Below are 25307 nucleotides of genomic sequence, written 5' to 3' on the forward strand. Positions count from 1 at the left end.
CCTACCGCGTACCGAAGAAAATCGCAGAAACGTCCGTCGGGGGCGGTCCCACGCCGGATGATTCAGCGCGGATCGGGTCGGCCGGGCACCTGTCGGGGCTTCCGGGCGCCGCCGACGTCCAGCGAAGCCCGGTCGGCGGCCGAGGTGCCGGACGACCAGCCCTCGGCGTCGCGCACGCTGAGCCGGTGCCGGGTGACGCCGGGGAAGAGCGTGTCCAACCGCTCCCGGACCGCCTCGCCCCGCGCCGCGAGCACCGGCAACAGCCGTTCCGCCCCGGCCGTCTCGGCCGTCGCCTGGTCCGCCGCTTCGGTCGCCGCCTCGGTGGCCGTCCGCAGCCGCTCGCCGATCCGCAGCGCGAACGCGTTGAGGAAGGACTCGTCCCAGACCTTCGTCCGCCGCCCCGACCCCGCCCGGCGCTCGGCACGCCCCCGCAGCATCGCCGCCGTGGCCTGGACCAGCAGCGACGTGTAGAGCAACTCCACCGCCACCAGATCGGCCGGCCAGCCCAGCACTGTGGCGAAGCCGAGATCGTCGGACCAGACTGCCTCGCACCGGTTCGCCGCCGCCACCTCCTGCACCAGCAGCGCCTTCGCGCCCGCGTACGGGGTGTCGGTGCTCAGGCGTACGCCGCCGGGCAGGTCCCCGCGCTCCGACCCGGCCGCCAGCAGCGCCTCGTCGATGCTGTGCCGGGCGATCAGCTCCTGGGCCTTCCCGGTCAGCGCCTCCGCCTCCGCAGGGAAGGTGGTCGACTCGGCCTTCGCCAGCAGCGCCCGTACCCGATCCAGCATCGGCGACCCGCTGCGCGACCTACCGGCCGTCCGGGCGGTCGCCGCGCCGGCCGTGCCCGGCGGTGGGCGCAGCACCGCGATCGGCGGCAGGCTCTCCACCAGCGCGAGGGTGTCCACGGCCGCGCGGAGCGCGTCGGCCCGGTCCAGACCCTCCCGGCTGGCCCAGCCGGTCAACTCGCTGCCGTCGGCGCCGCCCTCGGTGGCCGCCAGCTCGCGTAGCTGGTCGTCCCACCAGACCGGGACCGGCTCGGCCTGGTCGCGCCGCTGGACGGCCATCGCGGCGCGGATCAGCCGGGCCGCGCGGGCGTCGAGCCGTCGACTGGTGATCCGGTCCACGTCGACCGGCTGCCAACCGCGCGGCCAGAGCCAGCTCAGGCCGCGGACCAGGCGACGCAGCAGAGCGGCGTCCACCGCCGTGGTGCCGTCCGCGGCGCCGGTGCCGACCATCAGTTGGTCCAGCTGCCGTTCGGCCTGCCGTACGTCAGTGCCGCGCACCGCCGCGAGCGCGTTGGCGACGAGTTCGTCCGCGTCCGGCACGGGCACCTCCTTCTCGGGATCTGGCTGTCGCTCTTCTGAGGCTCTGGCGGTCGCTGCCCCTCCAGGCTCCATGATCATGCCGTCAGTGGCCCGGGAGTCACGAAACGGGGATGTGCCACCGGCCCGTTGGGGCGTTCCCGCCGCTTTGACCTGGCATGTTTCATGCGGTTCGGGGTATTTGCGACCTGATCCGAGCTGACTGCGAGGTGTGTGGTGGTCGATTCGAGCCTGCCGAGGACCCGTACCGCCGACGTTCGTTCCTCCACCCTCGTCGGCGTCCTGATCGGCATCGCGATCATGGCCGCGGTGGACGAGATCGTCTTTCACCAACTCCTCGCCTGGCACCACTTCTACGACCGTTCCACCCCCTCGGTGGCGCTGCTCTCGGACGGGCTGCTGCACGCCGCCGAGGTGATCGCCCTGGTCGGCGGGTTCTTCTGGTTCGCCGACCTGCGTCGACGGCGTGCCCTGTCGAGCCGGCTGGCCTGGGGTGGCTTCCTGCTCGGCGCCGGAGGATTCCAGCTCTTCGACGGGCTCGTCGACCACAAGGTGCTCCGGCTGCACCAGATCCGCTACGGCGTACACCTGGTGCCGTACGACGTGGTCTGGAACGTGGCCGGCGCGGTGCTGCTGCTGGCCGGCGTCGCCGTCCTGTGGCGGGCCCGGTCCCGCCGGCCCGGCGCCCGATGACGGTGGCCGGGCCGCTGGCGCACGCCGGGCACGGCGCGGCCGGGCCGACCTGGCTCCCGCTGTTTCCGATCGCGTTGTTGGCGGCCGGCTACGTGCTGGCCGCCGTCCGAGACTCGCGGGGCTGGGACCACCGGCGCACCGCCTCCTGGCTGGTCGGCTGCGCCCTGCTGGCGGTCGCCGTCGGGCCGCTGGCCCAACTCCCCGACAACCCGCGCGGGCACATGGCGCAGCACCTGCTGCTCGGCATGCTGGCCCCGCTGGGGCTGGTGCTCGCCGCCCCGGTGACGCTGCTGCTGCGGGTCGCGCCGCCGCCGGTACGCCGAGCTGTCGGCCGGCTGTTGCGCGCCCGCCCGCTGCACCTGCTCGCCCACCCGTTCACCGCCGCGCTGCTGACCACCGGCGGGTTGGCTTTGGTGCTGCTCACCCCGCTGTACGCGGCGGCCGAACGGCAGCCCGTCCTGCACCACGCCGTACACCTGCACTACCTGGCCGCCGGGTACCTCTTCGCCTGGTCGTTGGCCGGGCCCGACCCGGCGCCGCGTCGCCCCGGACTGGCGGTACGGACCGGCGCGTTACTGGCCGCGTCGGCCGGCCACGCCGTGCTGGCCAAGTACCTGTACGCCCGGGCCGAAACCCTCCCGCCCGGTCTCAGCGACCGGGACCCGGAAGCGTTCCGCTCGGCCGCCCAACTCATGTACTACGGCGGCGACCTGGCCGAACTACTCCTGGCAGCAGCCCTCTTTGCGACCTGGTACCACTCCCGCCGCCCCCGTCCGTCCCCGTCTCCGTCCCCACCTCCGTTGATCAAGAAGTTCGCGTCACCGGAAAGCGGTTCCTTGACGCAAACCTCTTGATCAGCTCAGAGGTGGGGTGGGCAGTGCGGCGGAGAGTCGGCGGAAGAGCGAGGGGATCTCGTCCTCACTGCCAGTTGGTGAGGATGTCCTCGACGGGTAGGACGTCCTGCTCCGGGTCGGGTGCCGGGGTTGGTCGGTCGGTCGGGGTGCGGTCGAAGCGGGGTGCGGGGGCCGGCTGGATCTCGCCGCCCACCTCGACGAACGTGCCCCGGGCCGCGTTGTGCGGGTGTGCGTGCGCCTCGCCGGGGGCGAGCACCGGCGCGACACAGGCGTCCAGGTCGGCGAAGACCGCCGTCCACTCGTCCCGGGAGCGCTCGGCGAACCGCTCGGTGAACCGGCGGCGCAGCTCGTCCCAGCCGCTCGGGTCGTACTGGGCGGGCAGGTCCGGGTCGTCGGCGAGGTCGAGGCCGGTGAGCAGTACGGCGTAGAAGGCCGGTTCCATTGCGCCGACGGCCATGTAGCCACCGTCGGCGGTGGCGTACGTGTCGTAGAACGGCGCCCCGCCGTCGAACATGTTGCGCCCACGCGGGGCGGCCCACAGGCCGGTGCCGAGCAGCCCGTGCAGGAACGAGGTGAGCAGCGCCGAACCGTCCACCATCGCCGCGTCGACCACCTGGCCGAAGCCGGAGCGCTCCCGCTCCAGCAGCGCGGCCAGCACCCCGACGGCGAGCAGCATGCCGCCGCCGCCGAAGTCGCCGAGCAGGTTCATCGGCGCGTACGGGCGTTCGCCGGCCCGTCCCAGCGGCTCCAACGCCCCGGCCACCGCGATGTAGTCGATGTCGTGCCCTGCTCGGGCTGCCAGCGGGCCGTCCTGACCCCAGCCGGTCATCCGCGCGTACACCAGTCGGGGATTGCGGGCCTGGCACACCTCCGGCCCGATGCCGAGCCGCTCGGCCACCCCGGGCCGGTACGCCTCGACCAGCACGTCCGCGCGTTCGGCGATTCGCAGCAGATCCGCCACCCCGGCCGGGGACTTCAGGTCCAGCGCGGTGACCCGCCGGCCGCGTTGCAACGGCCCGCTGGTCGGTGCGGCCAGCCGGCCCGCTCCCGGGGCGCCCGGCCGGTCCACCCGCACCACGTCCGCCCCGAGGTCGGCGAGCACCATGCAGCCGAACGGCGCTGGGGCGAGGCTGGCCAGCTCGACCACCCGCACCCCGGCCAGCGGCCCGCCGCGTGCCGCCGTCACGCGACGTCCACCGGTTCGGCCCGAGGGGCGGCGAGCCGGTCGGCCAGGTCGGCGGGGGGCGTGAACCGGTCGCCGTAGCGGCCGGCCAACTCGGCGGCACGGGCCGCGAAGCCGACCGGGCCGCCCGCGTACTGCCGGACGTAGCGGATCACTCCTCCCGTCCACGCCGGGAAGCCGATGCCGAAGATCGAGCCGATGTTGGCGTCGGTCTCGGTGCGCAGCACCCCCTCGTCGAGGCAGCGCAGCGCGTCCAGCGCCTCGGCGAAGAGCATCCGCTCCTGGAGGTCGGTGAACGGCACCGCCCGACCCGCGTCGGTGGTCAGGTCGGCGAGACCGGGCCACAGCCGGCCCCGGGTGCCGTCGTCGTAGGAGTAGAAGCCGCGTCCGGCGGCGCGCCCCGGCCGGTCGTACGCGTCGACCAACTCGTCCACCAGGCGGTGCGCCGGCAGCGGTCGGAACTCCTCGCTGGCCGCCTCGAACTGGCGGCGGATCCGCTGGATCAGCGTGAGACTGACCTCGTCGGCCAGCGCCAGCGGCCCGGTCGGGTAGCCGGCCTGAAGGGCGGCCTGCTCCACCGATGCGGCCGGCACCCCCTCGGCGACCATGCCGACCGCCTCGTCGATGAACTTGCCGATCACCCGGCTGGTGAAGAAACCCCGGCCGTCGTTGACCACGATCGGGGTCTTGCCGATCCGCCGGCCCAGGTCGAACGCCCGAGCCAGCGCCACGTCACCGGTCTGCTCGCCGACCACGATCTCCAGCAACGGCATCCGGTCCACCGGGGAGAAGAAGTGCATGCCGATGAAGTCCACCGGCCGGTCCACGCCCTCGGCCAGCCCGGTGATCGGCAGGGTCGAGGTGTTGGAGGCGATCAGCGCGTCGGGCGCCAGCACGGGCAGCACCTCGGCGAAGACCTGCTGTTTCAGCGCCGGGTCCTCGAAGACCGCCTCGATGACCGCGTCGCAGCCAGCCAGCGCGTCCACCTGGTCGGTGGTGGTGATCCGATCCAGTACGGCGCGGGCGTCCGCCTCGGTCGTGCGACCCTTGCGTACCGCGCGGGCCAGCAACCGCTCGGCGTGCTCCCGGGCCCGGCCGGCGGCCTCCGGTGTGACGTCCTTGACCACGACGTCCAGCCCGGCGCTGGCGCAGGCGTACGCGATGCCCGCGCCCATCATGCCCGCGCCGAGCACCGCCACCCGGCGTACCGGTGCAGCGTCCACATCGGCCGGTCGGGCCGCGCCACCGTTGACGGCCTTCAGGTCGAAGAAGAACGCGCCGATCATGTTCTTGGCGACCTGCCCGGTGAGCAGGCCGATCAGGTGCCGGGTCTCCACGGTCAGGGCGGTCTCCAGGTCGACCTGTGCGCCCTCGACGGCGGCGGCCAGGATCGCCTCGGGCGCGGGCAGCCGGGCACCCTTGAGCTGCTTGCGCAGCGTCGCCGGGAAGGCGGGCAGTTGAGCGGCCAGCGAGCGGCTGGCCGGGGTGCCGCCGGGCATCCGATAATCCGGCCGGTCCCACGGCTGCGCCGGGTGCGGGTTCGCCGCGATCCAGGCCCGGGCGTGCTCGAACAGTTCGGTGGGCGTGGCGACCACCTCGTCGACCAGCCCGGCGGACAGGGCGTCGGCCGGGCGCATCCGCCGGCCGGTGAGCAGCACTGTGGTCAGCGCGCCGGCCAGGCCGAGCATCCGTACGGTCCGGGTGACGCCGCCCGCCCCGGGCAGCAGGCCCAGGGTCACCTCGGGCAGCCCGAGCCGGCTGCCCGGCGCGTCCAGCGCGATCCGGTGGTGGCAGGCGAGCGCGATCTCGAGGCCACCGCCGAGCGCGGAGCCGTTGACCGCGGCGACCACCGGCCGGCCCAGCGTCTCCAGCCGGCGCAGGTCCCGCTTGATGGTGCCGAGCAGGTCGGCCAGGTCGGGCGCGTCGGCGCGGGTGGCCCGGATCATCTCGGGCAGGTCGCCGCCGGCGAAGAAGGTCGACTTCGCGCTGGTCACGATGACGCCGACGAGATCCTGCTCTGCCTCCAGCCGGTCCAGCGTGGCGCTCATCGAGGCGGCGTACGCCCGGTTCATGGTGTTGGTGGACTGGGTGGGGTCGTCAAGGGTGAGCGTGACGATGCCGTCGGCGCCGCGGTCGTACCGGATGGTGTTGGTCATTGTCGTCCTCCGGGTCAGCAGCGCTCGAGAACTGTGGCGACGCCCATGCCGCCGCCGATGCAGAGGGTCACCACGGCGCGGCGCAGGTCGCGGCGCTCCAACTCGTCCAACGCCGTACCGAGCAGCATCGCTCCGGTCGCGCCGAGCGGGTGGCCGAGCGCTATCGCGCCGCCGTTGACGTTCACCCGGTCGGGGTCGAGGCCCAGGTCACTGACGTACTTGAGCACCACCGCGGCGAACGCCTCGTTGATCTCGAACAGGTCGATGTCGTCGACTGTCAGCCCGGCGACGGCGAGCGCCTTGTGGGTGGCCGGGATCGGGCCGGTCAACATCAGCGTCGGGTCGGCGCCGGTGACCGCCGCGCCGACGATCCGGGCGCGCGGGGTGAGGCCGAGATCCCGACCAACCTGCTCCGAACCGATCAGCACCAGCGCCGCGCCGTCCACGATGCCGGACGAGTTGCCCGCGTGGTGGACGTGCTCGATGGCCTCCAGCCAGTGGAACTTTTGCAACGCGACAGCGTCGAAGCCGGCCGCCTCACCCATCGTGGCGAAGGACGGGGTGAGCTTGGCCAGCGCCTCCCGGGTGGTCTCCGGGCGCGGGTGCTCGTCGACGGTGAGGATGTCCAGCCCGCTGCCGTCGCGGACCGGCACCACAGAGCGGGCGAAGTATCCGCCGGCCCACGCCTTGGCGGCCCGCTCCTGCGACCGCAGCGCGTAGCCGTCCACGTCGTCGCGGGTGAAGCCCTCCAGGGTGGCGATCAGATCCGCGCTGACGCCCTGCGGCACGAACGACGTGGCCAGCGCGGTCTGCGGATCGGTGGCCCAGGCCGCGCCGTCGGAGCCCATCGGCACCCGGGACATCGACTCGACCCCGCCGGCGAGCAGCAGATGCTCCCAGCCGGAGCGGATCCGTGCGGCGGCGGAGTTGACCGCCTCCAACCCGGAGGCGCAGAACCGGTTGAGCTGCACCCCACCCACCTGGTCGGGCAGCCCGGCCAACAGCGCGGCGGCCCGGGCCAGGTCGCCGCCCTGCTCGCCGACCGGGGTCACGATGCCGAGCAGCAGATCCTCCAGCCGGCCGACGTCCAGGCCGGGGTTGCGCTCCCGCAACGCGTCGATCAGGCCGACCACCAGGGAGATGGGCTTGACCCCGTGCAGCGCGCCGGTGTCCCGGCCGCGTCCGCGCGGGGTACGGACCGCGTCATAGACGTACGCCTCAGAGGGCACGGGCGATCAACTCCTTCATGATCTCGTTGGTGCCGCCGTAGATCTTCTGGACGCGGGCGTCGGCGTACATCCGGGCGATCGGGTACTCCGTCGTGTAGCCGTAGCCGCCGAAGAGCTGGAGGCACCGGTCGACGACCTCACACTGCCCGTCGGTGAGCCATGACTTCGCCATCGCCGCGGTGGCCACGTCCAGGTCACCACGTGTGTGTCGGACGATGCAGTCGTCCAGGAAGACCCGGCTGACCCGCGCGTGGGTGGCGCACTCGGCGAGCACCATCCGGGTGTTCTGGTGACCCATCAGGGTCTTGCCGAAGGCGGTGCGCTCCTTGGCGTACGCGACGGTCAGCGCGACCGCCCGTTCCATGGCCGCGACCGCGCCGACGCCGATGACCAGCCGTTCCTGCGGGAGCTGCTGCATGAGCTGGATGAAGCCCAGCCCTTCGGCGCCGCCGAGCAGGTTGGCCGCCGGCACCCGGAACTCGTCGAAGAACAACTCCGCCGTGTCGTTGGCGTGCAGGCCGATCTTGGACAGCAGTCGGCCCCGGCGGAAGCCCTCCGGGTCCCCACCCACCTCGCAGACCAGCAGCGAGACGCCGGACGCCCGCTGCTCGGGGTCGGTCTTCACGGCCACGATGACCAGATCGGCCAGACCACCGTTGGTGATGAACGTCTTCGCGCCGGTCACCAGGTAGTCGTCGCCGTCGCGGACAGCCCGGGTGCGCATCGCCTGAAGATCGGAGCCGCCGTCCGGCTCGGTCATCGCGATCGCGCCCACCAGCTCACCGCTGCACAGGCCGGGCAGCCAGCGCCGCTTCTGCTCCTCGCTGCCGTACGCCACCAAATAGCCGGTGATGATGCCACTGTGCACGGCCAGGCCGAGGCTGCTCTCCCCGGCGTACGCCTGCTCGTGCAGCAGCACCGCCTCGTGGGTGAACCCGCCGCCCCCGCCGCCGTACTCCTCCGGGACCGACAGGCCGAGCAGCCCCAGCTCACCGGCGCGCCGGTAGTGCTCGCGGTCCGGGTGGCCCTGCTCCTGAAGGCGGTCGGCGTGCGGCAACACCTCCTTGGTGAAGAAGGCGCGGGCCAGCTCGGCCAGGTCGTCGTGCTCCGGCTCGCGCCAGGGTGAGGGGGAGCCGTCGGGCGGGGGGGTCGGCATGTGCACCACCCTCGCGCGCTGTTGGCAGCATGTCAATAAGTCGTGATCAGCTCTCAGGCCCCCGGTGGCCGGGCATACGTCGGGACGTCTGGTCCGCAGCCCGGCACCGCTGGGCGGGATTCGCCAGGGCTGACTGGGGTTACGGCAGCACGAGATCGCCGGCCCTGGCCTGGACGTCGTCGATCATGGAGTTGTGGTGCTTCATAAAGAGGGAACGCGCGGCCATATCGCCCACCACAACTCCATGATCGACGGTGGTTCGGGCGGCACGCGGGCCAGGAAGGCTGCGCGCCGACGGGGAGGCATCGATTGCCGCGGTTGTGTACGCGGAGATCTTGGACAGTTTCCGTTACGAGCTAACGGAAACTGTCCAAGATTGCGGGAGCCTGCCCCGCCCCGAGGCATGCGTGGTGCGGGGCGCGGGGTTGTGGAGGTGCATCAATCGCGCGAACCCGCTGTTGTCAGACACTACGGGCGGGCGGCGAGTGGGCGGGCGCGATGCGGGCGGGCGAACTACTCGGCCTCGTCGCCGTCGGTGGGGCGCGGCGGGCGGTGCTCGGCGATCCACGCCTCCACATCAGCACGCAGCCACACCGTCGTGCCGTGCAGCCGTTGGAACGGCGGGGGGAAGGTCGGGTAGCGGATGAGCTGGCGCATGCGGGTCCGGCTCACGCCGAGCAGGTCTTGCAGCTCGTGAGGACCGACCAGCGGACCCGGGACTTCACCCATCACTTGACGGTAGGGCGATCGGGCATGCCCAATTACGTCTACCTGTTTGCGCAGCCCTCTCGAGTGGGTGAGGGTAAACGGGACGGTCCGGCTGCTGCTCGGGCCGCCCCTGGCAGTGATCGCGAGCGTTGGGAGGGGTACCCGGTGGATCAGGTGACTGAGTTGGCGTGGTTGCGGGAGCGGGTCGGGGGCCTGGAGGCAGCGCTGCACTGTGCGCGCAGGGAGTTGTTCGATCTCCGGTGTCGGCTGACGTTGATCGGCCGGGTGGTTCAGGACGTTGACCGGGTGCAGCGAGCGCCCGGGGTGGCCCTGGGTGCGATCAACGCGGCGCTCTACTCCGAGGCGTTCAATCTGCGCCACGTGGGACGACACGTGATCCGGCGTCGCCGGGGCCTGCGGTGATCACTTGATGCTGAGTAGCTCAGCGGCAGCTCTTACGACTGATCAGCATCAAGTGATCAAGGTGAGGAACGGCGGCCGGCCGGTGAGCTGTCGATAGGGTCGGGCAGATGAGTGTCGAGACGGCTCCGCGCCGCCGCCGTTTGGAGCCGGACGCCCGGCGTGGGCAGATCCTGGCCTGCGCGGTCCGGCTGTTCGGCGAGCGCCCGTACGCGGACGTGTCGACCACCGACGTCGCCCGTGAGGCAGGTGTCGCTCGCGGCCTGGTCAACCACTACTTCGGGGCGAAGAAGGACCTCTACCTGGAGGTCGTCCGGGTCATGGTGACCATCCCCGAGGTTGCCCTCGAGCGGCTGCCCAAGGGTGATCTCCGGACCCGGGTCGACGCCAGCGTCACCTGGTTCCTCGACGTGGTGTCCCGGCACAGCACCTCGTGGCTGGCGGCGGTCACCGCCCGGGGGATGGGCGGCGACGCCGACGTGGAGCGGGTCCTCGCCGAGGCCGAGGAGGTCGCCGCGGACCGCATGCTGGTCGCCGTCGGGCTGGCCGGCGAGGCGGAGCACCGCGAGGAGTTGCGCGGGATGGTCCGGGCGTACGGGGGTCTGGCCACCTCGACCGCCCGCGAATGGCTTCAGCGTGGCGCGCTGACCCGCGACCAGGTGCACCTGCTGCTCACCACGACCCTGCTGACCATCGTCGAACAGGTCATCCCGCAGGTCCTCGCCGACCGCGAACCGACGCGACCAGAGCGCTGAACGCCGGGGCCGCTCAGGCGGCGCGTCGGTCGCCGGCCTGGCCGGTACGAGCCGCCGGTGCGGCCTGGCCGGCATGCGCCGCCGGTGCGGCGTACCGGTCGGCCGCCTGCGCTGGGTAGGACTCGGGGCCCACCACCCGCAGCGGCCGGTCCACCTCGTCGGCCCCGAACCGCCAGCGGGACGGCGTCGGCTGCCGCTGTGGTGCCGGGCCACCCGGGCGCAGCCCGGGCCGGGACAGCAGCACGGTGATCAGGTAGCCGACCACCAGGAAGCCGTGGCTGATCAGCCGTTCCCCGCCCACTGAACCGGTGGCCAGGTCGTTGACGGACAGCAGCAGCAACGTGCCGACGAACGCGCTGAGCATCGGCAGCAGCCCGGCGGGTGGGCTGCGGCGCAGCGCCACGAAGAGGAAGCCCGCGCCCACTGCCACGTTCCACGCCGCCGACTCGTGCCACAGGTGCTGGCCGGTGGGGTGCAGGTGGTCGGCGGTCGCGCCCCGGCCCACCTGGGCCAGGCCGAGCACCAGTTGCACCGCGCCGAGCAGCCCGAGCGCCGACCGCAGGCCGGCGACGAGCGGGCCCCGGCCGTTCGAACGCCGCCACCGCGACCGGCGGGCCGGGGCCGCGCTGGCGGCGGCAAGGATCGCCGCCGTCCGGTCGGGCACCTCAACCACCAGTCGGGTACGAACCCGACGGGTCACCGCTGCCGCCGCCGTGAACCAGGCCCGGCACTCGGCACACCCGTCCAGGTGCCCCTGCACCGCCGTCAGTTCGGCGGCGGTCTCCTCCCCGTCCAGCTGCGCGGACAGGACCTCCCGCCACTGCTCACACCCCATGTATCGGTAGTCGCTCCGGCAGCCGCTCCGGTTCCCGGCGACCGTGACTGGTTGTGGAATACTCGCCGGATCATGACGCGTTACGGCCTGCTGATCCTGCCCGCAACCAACCGGGTGTACGCCCGCGCCGCCGTCGACCTCACCCGAGCCGAGCTGGAGATCTTCGGCCGCTCGGCGCTGGACGGCCGGATCGGCGAGCTGGACACCGAGGTCGTCGGAGGGGCGTCCTACATCACGTTCACCAGCGACGGGCTGACCGAGCGTGACCTGGCCGTCCTGGGCAACCTCTCCGCCGGGTACGCGTTGTTCGAGATCGTCGGCGAGCTCTTGCGGCCGATCGAGTGGAGCCGTCTGGACCGCTACGACGATGATCTGCTCACCATCCAGAAGTACCCGGGCAAGACCAACGAGCAGTTCACCAAGCTGCTGCTCAACGTCACCCTGCTCGCCTCGGACTGGGCCGCCGAGATGACCAGCCGCCGGTTTCGGGTGCTCGACCCGCTCTGTGGTCGGGGCACCACCCTCAACCAGGCGCTGATGTACGGCTTCGACGCCGCCGGAATCGAGCGCGACCAGAAGGACGTCGAGGCGTACCGGGCGTTCATCACCACCTGGCTGAAGCAGAAGCGGGTCAAGCACCGGGTGCTGGAGTCGGGGCCGGTGCGGCGGGAGCGCAAGGTGGTCGGCCGACGGGTGCGGATCGAGCTGGCACCGACCCGCGAGGAGCACAAGGCCGGCCAGACCCAGCTGCTGGACGTGGTCAACGCCGACACCGCCCGCTCGGCGGAGTTCTTCCGCCCGGAGACCGTGGACCTGGTCGTCGCCGACGCGCCGTACGGCGTGCAGCACGGCAGTCGTACCGCTGGGCAGGGGTTGACCCGCGACCCGCTCGCGCTGCTCGCGGACGCCGCGCCGGTCTGGGCCCGGTTGTTGCGCCCCGGCGGTGCGCTCGGGATCTCCTGGAACACCCACGTCGCGAGCCGCGACGACGCGGCGGCGGCGCTGGCCGACGCCGGTCTGACAGTGGTCGACTCCGAGCCCTACCGCGCGCTGCGCCACCGGGTGGATCAGTCGATCATGCGGGACGTGCTGGTGGCCCGCCGCCCGGCCTGACCGGGCCTCGCACCTCTCACCGCCCAGCGCCGCGCCGCCGCCCAGCGACGCCGCCCGGGCCGCGCCCGGCCTCTCTCCATCCTTTGCTCTGCTTCAACCCACGCAACGGTTCGGGCGCCTCTCTGTTGCGCCCGTTGAAGCAGAGCAAAGGACGCGCAACTGACCCTGGCCGCCCCGCGGACCACCGAGGGTCTGTGCCGCATTTCACCTGTTCAGTGGGTAGGTGTGAAAACCACGTCAAGAAAAGGTTCGCCCCCGTCATGGTCGCGTTATGACCCCTGCCGTTCGGCGGGTGGTGGGGCTTTGATTGCCCGGCGCGACCGGAAGGCGGTCGCGACGAACCTTTCCGGCTGAGGAGTCAGCGTGTCTGACGTGGTGTTCGTGGTCCTGACGGTGGCGCTGTTCGCAGTGCTCGCCCTGGTGGTCCGGGCGGTGGAGAAGCTGTGAACGCTGTCAACGCCGTCGGTCTGGTGCTCGCGGTCGTCCTGGGCGCGTTCCTGGTGTTCGCCCTGCTGTTCCCGGAGCGCTTCTGATGACCATGACAACAGCGGGCGTCATCTTCGTGTTGACGCTGGTGGCGGCCCTGGTCGCCGTCTATAAGCCGTTCGGCGACTACATGTTCCGGGCGGTCTCCGGCACGAAGCAGTCGCGGGTCGAGCGGGGCATCTTCCGACTGGTCGGGGTCAATCCGGCCGCCGAGCAGACCTGGGGCGTGTACGCCCGCAGCGTGCTGGCGTTCTCCGCGGTCTCGATCCTGTTCCTGTATCTGTTCCAGCGCGTGCAGAACCACCTGTGGTTGTCGCTGGGGTTCGACCCGGTGGTGCCGCACGGCGCGTGGAACACGGCCGTGTCGTTCGTGACCAACACGAACTGGCAGTCGTACTCGGGTGAGTCGACGATGGGCCACCTGGTGCAGATGGCCGGCCTGGCCGTGCAGAACTTCGTCTCGGCGGCGGTCGGCATCGCGGTGGCGGTCGCGTTGGTACGCGGCTTCGCCCGCAGCCGCACCGGGCAGCTCGGCAACTTCTGGGTCGACCTGACCCGGATCACGCTGCGGATCCTGCTGCCGATCGCTGTGCTCGGCGCCATCGCGTTGATGATCGGCGGGGCCGTGCAGAACCTGTCCGCCGGCACCGACGTGAGCACGCTGACCGGCGGCACCCAGACCATCACCGGTGGTCCGGTCGCCAGCCAGGAAGTGATCAAGGAGCTGGGCACCAACGGTGGCGGCTTCTACAACGTCAACAGCGCGCACCCGTTCGAGAACCCCACCACCTGGACGAACTGGCTGGAGATCTTCCTGATCTTCCTGATCCCGTTCAGCCTGCCCCGGGTCTTCGGCCGGATGGTCGGGCAGAACCGGCAGGGCTACGCCATCGCCGCGGTGATGGGCATCCTCGCGTTCCTCAGCGTCGCCATCACCAACATCTTCGAGCTGGCCGGCCACGGCACGGTTCCGCAGGCGGTCGGCGCGGCGATGGAGGGCAAGGAGGTGCGGTTCGACGTGTCGAACTCGGCCACCTTCGCCGCCGCCACCACGCTCACCTCGACCGGCGCGGTGAACTCGTTCCACGATTCGTTCACCTCGCTCGGCGGCATGATGACGATGGTCAACATGATGCTCGGCGAGGTTGCGCCGGGCGGCACCGGTTCGGGGCTGTACGGCCTGCTCATCCTCGCGGTGATCACGGTCTTCGTGGCCGGGCTGATGGTGGGCCGCACTCCCGAGTACCTGGGTAAGAAGATCGGGTCGCGCGAGATCAAGTTCGCCTCGCTCTACTTCCTGATCACGCCGATCCTGGTGCTCGTCGGTACGGCTGCGGCGTTCGGCACCGGCAACAACTCCACGGCGCTCAACGTCGGCCCGCACGGCCTCTCCGAGGTGCTGTACGCGTTCACCTCGGCCAGCAACAACAACGGCTCGGCCTTCGGCGGCATCACCGTCAACACGACCTGGTGGGACACCGCGCTCGGGTTGTGCATGCTGCTGGGCCGGTTCCTGCCGCTGATCTTCGTGCTCGCGCTGGCCGGCTCGCTGGCCCGCCAGGCACCCACCCCCGCGTCCGAGGGCACCCTGCCGACCCACCGACCGCTGTTCATCGGCATGGTCGTCGGCGTCACAGTGGTCCTCGTCGCACTGACCTTCCTGCCCGCGCTCGCGCTCGGTCCGCTGGCAGAGGGGCTCTGACCATCATGAGGAACGAGGACATGTCCGTCACGTCCGCCCCAACAGAGCAACTCCCCGGCACACCCGCCACCCAGGGCAACCGGATCGGCGGGGGCCTGCTCGACCCCAAGCAGTTGATCCGGTCCCTGCCGGACGCGGTACGCAAGCTCGACCCCCGCACGCTGTGGCGCAACCCGGTGATGCTGATCGTTGAGGTCGGCGCGGCCTTCACCACGGTCCTGGCGGTGATCGACCCGTCGGTGTTCGCCTGGGCGATCACCATCTGGCTGTGGCTGACAGTGGTCTTCGCCAACCTGGCCGAGGCGGTCGCCGAGGGTCGGGGCAAGGCCCAGGCGGCGACCCTGCGGCAGGCGAAGAAGGACACCATCGCCACCCGGCTGATCGACTGGAAGCCGGGCGCTCGGGCCAACACCTACCGCGATGAGGCGGTGCCGGCGCCGGACCTGCGTCAGGGCGACGTCGTGCTCGTCGAGGCGGGCGGCATCATCCCCGGCGACGGCGACATCGTCGAGGGCATCGCCAGCGTTGACGAGTCGGCCATCACCGGCGAGTCGGCCCCGGTCATCCGGGAGTCCGGTGGCGACCGCAGCGCTGTCACCGGCGGCACCAAGGTGCTCTCCGACCGGATCATCGTGAAGATCACCCAGAAGCCGGGGGAGAGCTTCATCGACCGGATGATCGCTCTGGTCGAGGGGGCCAACCGGCAGAAGACGCCGAACGAGATCGCGCTGAACATCCTGCTCGCCGCGCTCACTGTCATCTTCCTGCTGGCAGTTGTCACCCTCCAGCCGCTGGCCATCTTCTCCAAGGCGTACCAGGCGGCCGCGCCGAACAGCGGGGCGATCACCGACTCCGGCGTCACCGGAGTGGTGCTGATCTCGCTGCTGGTCTGCCTGATCCCCACCACCATCGGCGCGCTGCTCTCCGCCATCGGTATCGCCGGCATGGACCGGCTGGTGCAGCGCAACGTCCTGGCCATGAGCGGCCGGGCCGTCGAGGCGGCCGGCGACGTCAACACCCTGCTGCTGGACAAGACCGGCACCATCACGCTGGGCAACCGGCAGGCCGCCGAGTTCGTGCCGGTCGAGGGGGTCGACCCCGCGGCGCTGGCCGACGCCGCGCAGCTGTCCAGCCTTGCCGACGAGACCCCGGAGGGGCGCTCGGTGGTCGTCCTGGCGAAGAACGAGTTCGGGCTGCGCGAGCGCGAGCCCGGCGTGATGCCGCACGCCACCTTCGTACCGTTCACCGCGCAGACCCGGATGAGCGGCGTCGACCTCACCCCGGACGCCAGCGTGGACGCCGGCGCGGTGGGCACGGCCCGCCGGGTCCGCAAGGGCGCCGCCGCCGCGGTGATGAAGTGGGTACGGGAGAACGGCGGCCACCCGACCGAGCAGGTCGGCGAGATCGTGGACGCTATCAGCGGCACCGGCGGCACCCCGCTTGTCGTCGCCGAGCACGTCGACGGTCAGCCCGCCCGCGCGTTGGGCGTCATCCACCTCAAGGACGTGGTCAAGTCCGGCATGCGGGAGCGGTTCGACGAGATGCGCCGGATGGGCATCCGAACCGTGATGATCACCGGCGACAACCCGCGTACCGCGAAGGCGATCGCCGACGAGGCCGGGGTGGACGACTTCCTGGCCGAGGCGACACCGGAGGACAAGCTCGCGCTGATCAAGCGGGAGCAGGAGGGTGGCCGCCTGGTCGCGATGACCGGTGACGGCACCAACGACGCGCCGGCGCTCGCACAGGCCGACGTCGGGGTGGCCATGAACACTGGCACGTCGGCCGCCAAGGAGGCCGGCAACATGGTCGACCTCGACTCCGACCCGACCAAGCTGATCGAGATCGTCGAGATCGGCAAGCAGTTGCTGATCACCCGTGGCGCGCTGACCACCTTCAGCATCGCCAACGACATCGCGAAGTACTTCGCGATCATCCCGGCCATGTTCGCCGGCCTCTACCCGAGCCTGGACGCGCTGAACATCATGCGGTTGTCCAGCCCGGAGTCGGCGATCCTGTCCGCTGTCATCTTCAACGCCCTGGTGATCATCGCGCTGATCCCGCTCGCCCTGCGGGGCGTACGGTACCGGCCGGCCGCCGCGTCGAAGCTGCTCAGCCGCAACCTGCTGGTGTACGGGCTGGGCGGCATCATCGTGCCGTTCATCGGGATCAAGCTCATCGACCTGCTCATCCAGTTCATCCCGGGGATTTCGTGATGCGCCTACCCACCTGGATCGCCCAACACCTCGCCGCGCTGCGCGCCGTGCTCGTCTTCACTGTGCTGCTCGGCCTGGTCTACCCGCTGGCCCTGGTAGCTGTTGGTCAGCTACCCGGCCTTAACCACAAGACCGACGGCTCGCTGATCTCCTCGGGCGGGACGACTGTCGGCAGCGCGCTGATCGGTCAGTCCTTCACCGACGCGGACGGCAACCCCGTCGCCCGGTACTTCCAGTCCCGCCCCTCCGCCGCCGGCGACGGCTACGACCCGACCTCCACCTCGGCCAGCAACCTGGGCCCGGAGAGCGTTGTCGACACCATCGCCACCGACCCGGAGGAGTCCAGCGAGAGCCTGCTCACCCAGGTGTGCGGGCGCAGCAAGTCCGTCGGCGAGCTCGACGGCGTCGACGGCCGCCGCCCGTACTGCACCGACGACGGGGTGGGCGCCGTGCTCGCGGTCTTCCGCGCCGACGGTCTGACCGGCCCGGTCACCCGGGTGGTCAGCGTCAACCAGGCCGCCCCGGCCACCCCGTTCGTCAGCTCGTACGAGGGGGTGTCGGTGGAGCTGGCCCAGCCCGGCGAGGACTACGTGGCCGCCGGTGGGGTGGTCACCCCGATCCGGGGCGACGCGCCCGCCGACCCGGCGGTGCCCGCCGACGCGGTCACCGCCAGCGCCAGCGGCCTCGACCCGCAGATCAGCCCGGCGTACGCCGAGTTGCAGGTGAACCGGGTCGCGCGGGAGCGCGGCGCGGACCCGGCGGCGGTCCGCAAGCTGGTCAAGGAGCACACCGGCGGGCGTGGGCTGGGATTCATGGGTGAGCCCGGCGTCAACGTGCTGGAGCTCAACCTCGCGCTCGACAAGCAGTTCGCCGCACGCTGAGCACCTTCGCGGGCGGGGCCGTGCCGACCGGGCGCGGCCCCGCCCGCCGATCTGACCAGGGAGGATGGTCCCCGTGCCACGCGGAGAACTGCGCATCTATCTGGGGGCCGCCCCCGGCGTCGGTAAGACGTACGCCATGTTGGAGGAGGCCCAGCGGCGGGCCGCGCGCGGCACCGACGTGGTGATCGGTTTCGTGGAGACCCACGGCCGCCAACACACCGCCGCCATGCTCGGCGACCTGGAGCAGGTGCCCCGCCGGAGCATGGACTACCGCGGCGCGGCGTTCACCGAGATGGACCTGGACGCGGTGCTGGCCCGCCGGCCACAGATCGCTGTGGTCGACGAGTTGGCGCACAGCAACGTGCCCGGTTCCCGGCACGACAAGCGCTGGCAGGACGTTCAGGAGTTGCTCGACGCGGGGATCGACGTGCTGTCCACCGTCAACGTGCAGCACCTCGAGTCGGTGAACGACGTCGTCGCGCAGATCACCGGCACCACCCAGCGGGAGACCGTGCCGGACGAGATCGTCCGCGCCGCCGAGCAGGTCGAGCTGGTCGACATGACCCCGGAGGCGCTGCGCCGGCGGATGGCGCACGGCAACATCTACCGGCCCGACAAGATCGACGCCGCGTTGGGCAACTACTTCCGGGTCGGCAACCTCACCGCGCTGCGCGAGCTGGCGCTGCTCTGGCTGGCCGACAAGGTCGACGAGCAGCTCGACCGCTACCGCAGCCAGCAGGGGATCGCGGCCACCTGGGAGGCCCGGGAACGGGTAGTGGTCGCGCTGACCGGTGGCCCGGAGGGCGAGACGCTGATCCGCCGCGCGGCCCGGGTCGCGGCCCGCAGCAAGGGCGCCGACCTGCTCGCCGTGCACGTGGCCCGCAGCGACGGCCTGGCCGGCGCCGACCCGGCCCAACTGGCCCGGCAACGAGTGCTGGTGGAGAGCCTCGGCGGCACGTACCACCAGGTGCTCGGCACCGACGTGCCGGCCGCGCTGCTGGACTTCGCCCAGGGCGTGAACGCCACCCAGTTGGTGCTCGGGGCCAGCCGGCGTGGCCGCTTCGCGCAGATCTTCGCCAGAGGTGTCGGGGTGACCACCACAGCGCTCTCCGGCTCGATCGACGTGCACCTGGTCACCCACAAGCAGGCCGGCAAGGGTCGCCGGGCGGCGGCAGTGCCGGCGGCGCTGTCCCGCCGCCGCCGGCTGCTCGGCTTCGGCCTGGCGGTGCTGGGCATGCCGCTGCTCACAGTGCTGCTGAAGACCCTGCCCGACCTGACGTTGACAAACGACATCCTGCTGTTCCTCGCCGGGGTGGTCGGGGTCGCGCTGGTCGGCGGGGTGTGGCCGGCCCTGGTCGCCGCGCTCGGCGGATCGCTGCTGCTCAACTGGTTCTTCACCCCGCCCTTCCGCACGCTGACCATCGCCGAGGCGGACAATCTGCTCGCCCTGGCCGTCTTCGTCGGCGTGGGATTGGCGGTGAGCTGGATCGTCGACGTGGCCGCACGGCGTACCCGGGAGGCCGCCCGCGCCGCCGCCGACGCGCAGACCCTCGCCGCCGTTGCCGGTGGGGTGCTGCGCGGCGAACGCCCGCTGCCCGCCCTGCTGGAGCAGCTTCGGGAGACCTTCGGGCTGCGCGCGGTGAGCGTGCTGGAGTTGGCAGAGGAGGCCAGTGGTCGCCCGGAGCGAGCCCACGAGGAGCACGCCTGGTGCGTCGTGGCCAGCGTCGGCGAGCAGCCCGCCTGCACGCCCGACGGCGGTGAGACGGCGGTCCCTGTCGACGACCGCATCACCGTCGTGCTCAGCGGCCGACGGTTGGAGGCCGCCGACCGGCGGATCGTCGAGGCGTTCGCCGCCCAGGCCGCCGTCGCGCTGCGCCAGGAACGGCTCGCCGAGGAGGCCGCCACCGCCCGGCCCCTCGCCGCCGCCGACCGGATGCGCACCGCGCTGCTCGCCGCGGTCAGCCACGACCTGCGTACCCCGCTGGCGTCGGCGAAGGCAGCGGTGACCAGCTTACGCAGCCACGACGTCGAGTTCGACGAGTCCGACCGTGAGGAGTTGCTGGAGACCGCCGAGGAGTCGCTGGACCGCCTCGCCCGGCTGGTCGGCAACCTGCTGGACATGAGCCGGCTCCAGGCGGGCGTGCTGGGCATCTCGGCGACCGCGATCGGCCTGGAGGATGCCGTACCCCTGGCGTTGGACGAACTTGGCCCGGCGGCCGCGACGGTCGGCACTGACATCCCGGCCGACCTGCCGGCCGCCACCGCCGACCCGGGCCTGCTGGAACGGGTGCTGGTCAACATCGTCGCGAACGCGCTGCGCTACAGCCCGCCGGACCAGCCCCCCATGATCACCGCCAGCGCCCACGCCGGCCAGGTCGAGCTGCGGGTGATCGACCGGGGGCCGGGCATCCCGGAGGACCAGTGGGAGCACGTCTTCCTGCCGTTCCAACGCCTCGGTGACCGGGACAACCAGACCGGCGTCGGTCTCGGTCTTGCCCTGTCCCGGGGGTTGGCCGAGGCGATGGGTGGCAGCATCACCCCGGAGACCACCCCCGGCGGTGGGCTCACCATGGTGCTGCGGTTGCCGGCCGCGCCGATCACCTCGGAGGGGCCGCAGGAATGACGCGCATCCTGGTCGTCGACGACGAACCGCAGATCCTGCGTGCCCTGCGCATCAACCTGCGTGCCCGCCGGTACGACGTGGACGTCGCCGGCACCGGGGCCGCCGCGTTGAAGGCCGCCGCCAGCCACCCGCCCGACCTGGTGGTGCTGGACCTCGGCCTGCCCGACATCGACGGCGTGGAGGTGATCCGGGGCCTGCGCGGGTGGACCACAGTGCCGATCATCGTGCTCTCCGGCCGGGCCGGCAGCGAGGACAAGGTCGCCGCGCTGGACGCGGGCGCTGACGACTACGTCACCAAGCCGTTCGGGGTGGAGGAGTTGCTGGCCCGCATCCGCGCGGTGACCCGCCGCCTCGGCGCGCCCAGCGAAGCGGTGCCGGCCTTGCGCATCGGCCAGCACACAGTCGACCTGGCCGACCACAGCGTGCTGCGGGACGACGGCACCGAGGTCAAGCTGACCCCCACCCAGTGGAGCGTGCTGGAGAAGCTGCTGCGTCACCCCGGCAAGCTGGTCAGCCAACGTCAGCTCCTCCAGGACGTGTGGGGGCCGGAATACCAGAACGAGACCAACTACCTGCGGCAGTACCTGGCCCAGCTGCGGCGCAAGCTGGAGGACGATCCGGCTCGCCCCCGCCACCTCATCACCGAGCCGGGAATGGGTTACCGCTACCGGCCGTGAACCGTTGACACCCGACGGCAGAGATTGAAGAATCTCGTTCGCAGTGGCAGCGGCGTGCTTCTGTAACCGTCCCCTTCACCGGTTACCCCTCGGGAGCTCGCCGTGTCCGTGCCCCTGCCCCTGTCCCGTCGTCGGCTGCTGGTCGCCGGCGGTGCCGGCCTCGTCCTTGCCGGTCTCACCGACCCGTTCCGGGCCGACCCCGCCCGAGCCGCCGTCACCACCGCCGACCTGGTCGTCTACGGCGCCACCTCCGGCGGGCTGGCCGCCGCGATCACCATGCGCCGGCTCGGCCGCACCGCAGTGGTGGTGGAGCCCACCGGCCACGTCGGTGGGTTGAGCACCGCCGGGCTGGGCGCCACCGACACCGGCGTCCAGGCGTCTATCGGCGGGCTGGCCGCCGAGTTCTACCGCCGGGTGTACGTGAAGTACCACGGCGGAACCCTCACGCCGACGTCGCCGCTGCGGATGACCTTCGAACCGCGCGTCGCCACCGCCGTCTTCGCCGAGATGCTGGCCGAGGCGGGCGTGCCGGTGGTCGTCGACGCCCGGCTGGTCGGCCTCGGCCGGACCGGGAACCGGATCACCGAGCTGCGCACCGAGGACGGGGCGATCTACCGGGGCGGGGTGTTCGTCGACGCCACCTACGAGGGCGATCTGCTGGCCATGGCCGGGGTGGGGTTCACCGTCGGGCGGGAGTCCAACGACACCTACGGCGAGACGATCAACGGGGTGCAGTCGCGCAACACCCACCAGTTCGCCTACCCCGTCGACCCGTACGTGACGGCCGGGTCGCCCGCCAGCGGGCTGCTGCCGGGCATCTCCGCCACCCCGCTCGCCCCGCAGGGCAGCGGCGACGACAAGATCCAGGCGTACTGCTTCCGGATGTGCCTGACCCAGGCGTCCAACCGCATCCCGTTCGGCAAGCCGTCCGGTTACGACCCGATCCGCTACGAGCTGCTGCTGCGGCACATCCAGGCCGGCTACACAGGGCCGTACTTCACCACCCACTCGGTCGGCGGCGGGAAGACCGACTCCAACAACAACGGTGCGGTGTCGACAGACAACATCGGCTTCAACTACGCGTACCCGACGGCGAGCTGGGCCACGCGGGAGAGCATCATCGCCGAGCACCGCACCTACCAGCAGGGGCTGATGTGGTTCCTGGCCAACGACCCCCGACTGCCGGCGTCGGTCCGCGACTCGACGGCCCGGTGGGGGCTGCCGGTGGACGAGTTCACCGGCACGGGCGGCTGGCCGCCGATGCTCTACATCCGTGAGGCACGCCGGATGATCTCCTCGTACGTGATGACCGAGGCCGACTGTCGGGGCCGGGTCCGCGCCACCGACTCGGTGGGCCTGGCCAGCTACACAATGGATTCGCACAACTGTCAGCGGGTGGTCGTCGACGGCAAGGTGCGCAACGAGGGGGACGTGCAGATCGGCGTGCCGGCGCCGTACCCGGTGAGCTACCGCGCGATAGTGCCGCACCAGGCGCAGTGCGCCAACCTGCTGGTGCCGGTCTGCCTCTCGGCGAGTCACATCGCGTACGGCTCGATCCGGATGGAACCCGTGTTCATGATCCTCGGGCAGGCCGCAGCCACCGCGGCGTCGATGGCGCTCGCCGGGAACCTCGCCGTGCAGGCCGTCTCCGTGCCTGCCCTCCAGACCCGGCTGCGCCAGGACGGCGCGGTGCTGGAGTGGGGCTCCACCAGCGAGGTGATCCTGGACAACGCCGCGTCCAGCGGCATCACCCGGGCCGGGACGTGGCTGCGCAGCACCAGCATCGGCGGCTACTACGGCCCGGACTACGAGCACGACGGCAACACCGCCAAGGGCGTCAACCGGCTGCGGTTCCGCCCGACACTGCCCGCCACCGGGTCGTGGACCGTGCAGTTGCGCTGGACCGCGGACCCGAACCGCGCGACGAACGTGCCGGTGGACATCGCGTACTCCGGGGGGTTGGTCACCCGGACGGTCAACCAGCGACAGGCCGGCGGCCAGTGGGTGCCGTTGGGCACCTATCCCTTCAGTGCGGGCAGCGACGGAAGCGTGCTGATCCGCACCGAGGACACCGACGGCCACGTGGTCGCTGACGCGGTGCGCTTCGTGCGCGCCTGACCGGAGGCGGGTGCCGGGTCGACCCGGTCAAGTGGCGGGGCCACCAGCAGCGGGTCGACCTGGATCACCTCGATGCCGAGCGGGCGCAGCATGCCCCGCAGTGCCGGCTCGCACAGCTCTTCCCAGTGCTGGTCCGCGCCCATCGCGGCGACCAGCAACTCGGGCCGGGTGAAGGCGATGCCCACCCGTTGCCCCTGCGGCGAGCGGCCGGTCCGCACCGTCCGCACCAGCCGTCCCGGCAGGTCGCGCACCGGGACGGCGAAGATTATCGGGGCCTCGTCCATGGTCGGGTGTGTCCTCTCTCTGCCCGCTGAAGCGGCGGTTGTCGGCTCTGTCGCGGCAGCGGCGGTCATCGGCTGAATCGTTCGAGGTCGCGGGCGAAGCTGCGGATCGTCGCGGCCCGTGCCCAGGTCGGCGCGGGCACCGCGACAACCGGCACTGCCGCACGGGTCACGCAGTACCGGGTGACGTGGCCACGGGACCGGCCGAACCGGCCGCGATCCGGGCTGCCGACGACCAGCAGATCGGTTTCCCGGTGCGCGTGGTCGACCAGCACCTGCCCGGCGTACCCCTGGGTCGCCACCAGCCGCACTGTCACGTCCCGGGGCAGGCCACCGAGCGCCGCGTCGAAGACGCCGCGCAGGTAGACCAGGGCCGCCCGGTCGCACTCGTCCTGCCACCGCCAGGTCAGGGTGCCGGGCCGCCACGTCGGCGCGAAGACCCACGCGCGGACCGCGTCCAGTTGCGCGCCGTCGCGGCGGGCCAGCTCCATCGCCCGGCGCAGCGCCTGCATCCCGGCGAACGAGCGGTCGACTCCCACAACGATCCGGTGGGCACCGGTGCGGCGGTTCATGCGGCGGACCCCACCCAGGCCGGGCTCCCCTTCGCGGTACGCGGGTCGGCCGGGGTGGTCAGGTCGAGCGCGCGCAGGATGTAGTTGGCCTCCGCCACCTCCACCCCGGCGCGCAGGCGCAGGTCGGCCACGGCGCGGTGCAGCACTGTGATGCTGTCGGCGGAGAGGCGGACCACGGCGTCGACGTCGGCGGCGATCCACCACGCCGCGACCGCGCACGGCTCGTGCCGCAGGTACTCCACCAGGTGACTGCCGGGCGCGGACGGGCCGAGTCGGACGCTGACCAGGGCCTCGTGCCGCCGACCCGGCTCGTCCGCTCTGGTCGCGGGCTCGCCGGGGTCGCTGGCCGTGTCGATGCCGGGTGGCGGCTCGCCGCGTTCCCAGCGTGTCATCCGCCAAGGACTCATGGACCCATCGTCACCACCGCGCGACGACGGAGCACCACTCGATACGCGGTTTCGACGGGCCACCGCCATTTCTTGACGCCGCGTTCACGCGGCTGGCCGCCGGGGGCACCGATACGGCGAGTAACGTTCCGAACGGACCAAGATCGGCGTACGAGGAGGCACGGTGCTGACGACGACGGTGGACATCCCGACCAGTGACGGAGTGGCGGACGCGAGTCTGACCCGACCGGACGGCGACGGCCCGTTCCCGGCGGTGCTGCTCTTCATGGACGCCTTCGGGCCGCGCCCGCGCCTGGTCGAGATGGCCGAGCGGATCGCCGCACGGGGCTACCTCGTGCTGACGCCCCACCTGTTCTACCGGGCCGGCCGGGCACCCCTGTTCGACCTGTCCCGGCTGGGCGAGGCCGATCAGCGCGGTGCGCTCTTCGAGAAGATCATGCCGTTGGTCGGCGCGTTGACCCCCGAGGTGATCAGCCGGGACACCGCCGCGTTCCTCGACTTCCTGGCCGCCCGCGACGACGTCCGGCCGGGCCCGGTCGCCATCACCGGTTACTGCATGGGCGGCACGAACGCGCTGCGGGCCATCGAGGCGCACCCGGACCGCATCGCCGCGGTGGCGAGCTTCCACGGCGGGCGGATCGTCACCGAGGCACCGGACAGCCCGCACCGGGGCGTCGCCTCGATCACCGGCGAGCTGTACTTCGGGCACGCCGACGCCGACCAGTCGATGACGCCCGAGCAGATCGCCGCGCTGGAGGAGGCGCTGGACGCCGCCGGGGTGCGCTACCGCTCCGAGGTGTACACCGGGGCGCACCACGGCTACACCATGGCCGACACCCCGGCGTACGACGAGCAGGCCACCGAACGCCACTGGGCGGCCCTGTTCGACCTTCTGGACCGCACCCTGCCGACCTGAGCAC

General features: G+C 71.8%; 23 protein-coding genes. 13 read left to right on the forward strand and 10 right to left on the reverse strand.

The window, feature by feature from the left end; translation table 11 throughout:
• Positions 1-62: 62 nt before the first annotated feature.
• Positions 63-1325, reverse strand: coding sequence for a DUF2786 domain-containing protein (locus ACLJOK_RS18660; RefSeq protein WP_410820046.1), 1263 nt, complete (start codon positions 1323-1325; stop codon positions 63-65).
• 213 nt (positions 1326-1538) lie between these two features.
• Here ACLJOK_RS18660 and ACLJOK_RS18665 point away from each other — a divergent pair, with 213 nt between their 5' ends.
• Positions 1539-2015, forward strand: a complete 477-nt coding sequence (locus ACLJOK_RS18665; RefSeq protein ID WP_410820047.1) for a DUF2243 domain-containing protein — start codon at positions 1539-1541, stop codon at positions 2013-2015.
• Positions 2012-2869 carry a cytochrome c oxidase assembly protein gene (locus tag ACLJOK_RS18670; protein WP_410820048.1) on the forward strand — a complete coding sequence of 286 codons (858 nt, stop codon included), beginning with the start codon at positions 2012-2014 and terminating at the stop codon, positions 2867-2869. Before ACLJOK_RS18665 ends, ACLJOK_RS18670 begins: the two co-directional genes overlap by 4 nt.
• A gap of 64 nt (positions 2870-2933) precedes the next feature.
• On the opposite strand, the gene ACLJOK_RS18675 is transcribed toward ACLJOK_RS18670, so the two are convergent.
• The 5 genes from ACLJOK_RS18675 to ACLJOK_RS18695 all read right to left on the reverse strand — a co-directional run bounded on the left by ACLJOK_RS18675 (position 2934) and on the right by ACLJOK_RS18695 (position 9322).
• A complete protein-coding gene (locus ACLJOK_RS18675; RefSeq protein WP_410820049.1) occupies positions 2934-4055 on the reverse strand; it encodes a CaiB/BaiF CoA transferase family protein in 1122 nt (373 codons plus the stop codon).
• Positions 4052-6208 carry a 3-hydroxyacyl-CoA dehydrogenase NAD-binding domain-containing protein gene (locus ACLJOK_RS18680; RefSeq protein WP_410820050.1) on the reverse strand — a complete coding sequence of 719 codons (2157 nt, stop codon included), beginning with the start codon at positions 6206-6208 and terminating at the stop codon, positions 4052-4054. Before ACLJOK_RS18680 ends, ACLJOK_RS18675 begins: the two co-directional genes overlap by 4 nt.
• Positions 6209-6222: 14 nt before the next feature.
• Complete coding sequence (locus ACLJOK_RS18685) at positions 6223-7437, reverse strand: acetyl-CoA C-acetyltransferase (RefSeq protein WP_410820051.1); 1215 nt, start codon at positions 7435-7437, stop codon at positions 6223-6225.
• Positions 7427-8593 carry an acyl-CoA dehydrogenase family protein gene (locus ACLJOK_RS18690; RefSeq protein WP_410820052.1) on the reverse strand — a complete coding sequence of 389 codons (1167 nt, stop codon included), beginning with the start codon at positions 8591-8593 and terminating at the stop codon, positions 7427-7429. Before ACLJOK_RS18690 ends, ACLJOK_RS18685 begins: the two co-directional genes overlap by 11 nt.
• A 513-nt stretch (positions 8594-9106) precedes the next feature.
• Complete coding sequence (locus tag ACLJOK_RS18695) at positions 9107-9322, reverse strand: helix-turn-helix transcriptional regulator (protein WP_410820053.1); 216 nt, start codon at positions 9320-9322, stop codon at positions 9107-9109.
• Positions 9323-9466: 144 nt separating this feature from the next.
• Here ACLJOK_RS18695 and ACLJOK_RS18700 point away from each other — a divergent pair, with 144 nt between their 5' ends.
• Positions 9467-9724 carry a hypothetical protein gene (locus tag ACLJOK_RS18700; protein WP_410820054.1) on the forward strand — a complete coding sequence of 86 codons (258 nt, stop codon included), beginning with the start codon at positions 9467-9469 and terminating at the stop codon, positions 9722-9724.
• A 107-nt stretch (positions 9725-9831) separates the two neighbouring features.
• Positions 9832-10476 (forward strand): TetR/AcrR family transcriptional regulator, encoded by a 645-nt coding sequence (locus ACLJOK_RS18705; protein ID WP_354943997.1) that lies wholly within the window; start codon positions 9832-9834, stop codon positions 10474-10476.
• 13 nt (positions 10477-10489) lie between these two features.
• Here ACLJOK_RS18705 and ACLJOK_RS18710 read toward each other — a convergent pair whose 3' ends face one another.
• Positions 10490-11311 (reverse strand): zf-HC2 domain-containing protein, encoded by an 822-nt coding sequence (locus tag ACLJOK_RS18710; protein ID WP_410820055.1) that lies wholly within the window; start codon positions 11309-11311, stop codon positions 10490-10492.
• 72 nt (positions 11312-11383) lie between these two features.
• Between ACLJOK_RS18710 and ACLJOK_RS18715 the strand changes: the two genes are divergently transcribed.
• From ACLJOK_RS18715 to ACLJOK_RS18750, 8 genes are all read left to right on the forward strand, one after another.
• The gene (locus ACLJOK_RS18715) at positions 11384-12424 is read left to right on the forward strand and encodes a TRM11 family SAM-dependent methyltransferase (protein WP_410820056.1); all 1041 of its coding nucleotides are present in this window, start codon (positions 11384-11386) and stop codon (positions 12422-12424) included.
• Between the two features lie 443 nt (positions 12425-12867).
• Positions 12868-12957 carry a K(+)-transporting ATPase subunit F gene (kdpF, locus tag ACLJOK_RS18720; protein WP_036410889.1) on the forward strand — a complete coding sequence of 30 codons (90 nt, stop codon included), beginning with the start codon at positions 12868-12870 and terminating at the stop codon, positions 12955-12957.
• Positions 12957-14612, forward strand: coding sequence for a potassium-transporting ATPase subunit KdpA (gene kdpA, locus ACLJOK_RS18725; RefSeq protein ID WP_238681997.1), 1656 nt, complete (start codon positions 12957-12959; stop codon positions 14610-14612). The genes kdpF and kdpA overlap by 1 nt, the downstream gene beginning before the upstream one ends.
• 20 nt (positions 14613-14632) lie before the next feature.
• Entirely contained in the window at positions 14633-16828 is a 2196-nt protein-coding gene (gene kdpB / locus ACLJOK_RS18730) for a potassium-transporting ATPase subunit KdpB (protein ID WP_410820057.1), read from the forward strand.
• A complete protein-coding gene (locus ACLJOK_RS18735; protein ID WP_410820058.1) occupies positions 16828-17709 on the forward strand; it encodes a potassium-transporting ATPase subunit C in 882 nt (293 codons plus the stop codon). Before kdpB ends, ACLJOK_RS18735 begins: the two co-directional genes overlap by 1 nt.
• Before the next feature lie 73 nt (positions 17710-17782).
• A complete protein-coding gene (locus ACLJOK_RS18740; protein ID WP_410820059.1) occupies positions 17783-20332 on the forward strand; it encodes a DUF4118 domain-containing protein in 2550 nt (849 codons plus the stop codon).
• Complete coding sequence (locus ACLJOK_RS18745; RefSeq protein WP_210782924.1) at positions 20329-21009, forward strand: response regulator; 681 nt, start codon at positions 20329-20331, stop codon at positions 21007-21009. The genes ACLJOK_RS18740 and ACLJOK_RS18745 overlap by 4 nt, the downstream gene beginning before the upstream one ends.
• Before the next feature lie 102 nt (positions 21010-21111).
• Complete coding sequence (locus ACLJOK_RS18750; protein WP_410820060.1) at positions 21112-23127, forward strand: FAD-dependent oxidoreductase; 2016 nt, start codon at positions 21112-21114, stop codon at positions 23125-23127.
• Here ACLJOK_RS18750 and ACLJOK_RS18755 read toward each other — a convergent pair.
• The 3 genes from ACLJOK_RS18755 to ACLJOK_RS18765 all read right to left on the reverse strand — a co-directional run bounded on the left by ACLJOK_RS18755 (position 23028) and on the right by ACLJOK_RS18765 (position 24387).
• Positions 23028-23411, reverse strand: coding sequence for an SAV_915 family protein (locus tag ACLJOK_RS18755; protein WP_410820061.1), 384 nt, complete (start codon positions 23409-23411; stop codon positions 23028-23030). The genes ACLJOK_RS18750 and ACLJOK_RS18755 overlap by 100 nt on opposite strands.
• Before the next feature lie 65 nt (positions 23412-23476).
• On the reverse strand, positions 23477-23980 hold the full coding sequence (locus ACLJOK_RS18760; protein ID WP_410820062.1) for a universal stress protein: 504 nt from the start codon (positions 23978-23980) through the stop codon (positions 23477-23479).
• Positions 23977-24387: a hypothetical protein gene (locus tag ACLJOK_RS18765; RefSeq protein WP_410820063.1), complete on the reverse strand. Its 411-nt coding sequence runs from the start codon at positions 24385-24387 to the stop codon at positions 23977-23979. The genes ACLJOK_RS18760 and ACLJOK_RS18765 overlap by 4 nt, the downstream gene beginning before the upstream one ends.
• 163 nt (positions 24388-24550) lie before the next feature.
• Here ACLJOK_RS18765 and ACLJOK_RS18770 point away from each other — a divergent pair, with 163 nt between their 5' ends.
• Entirely contained in the window at positions 24551-25303 is a 753-nt protein-coding gene (locus tag ACLJOK_RS18770) for a dienelactone hydrolase family protein (RefSeq protein ID WP_410820064.1), read from the forward strand.
• Positions 25304-25307 lie beyond the last annotated feature (4 nt).

Origin of the sequence: Micromonospora sp. 050-3 (assembly GCF_046549335.1) — a bacterium.
Lineage (GTDB): Bacteria > Actinomycetota > Actinomycetes > Mycobacteriales > Micromonosporaceae > Micromonospora > Micromonospora trifolii.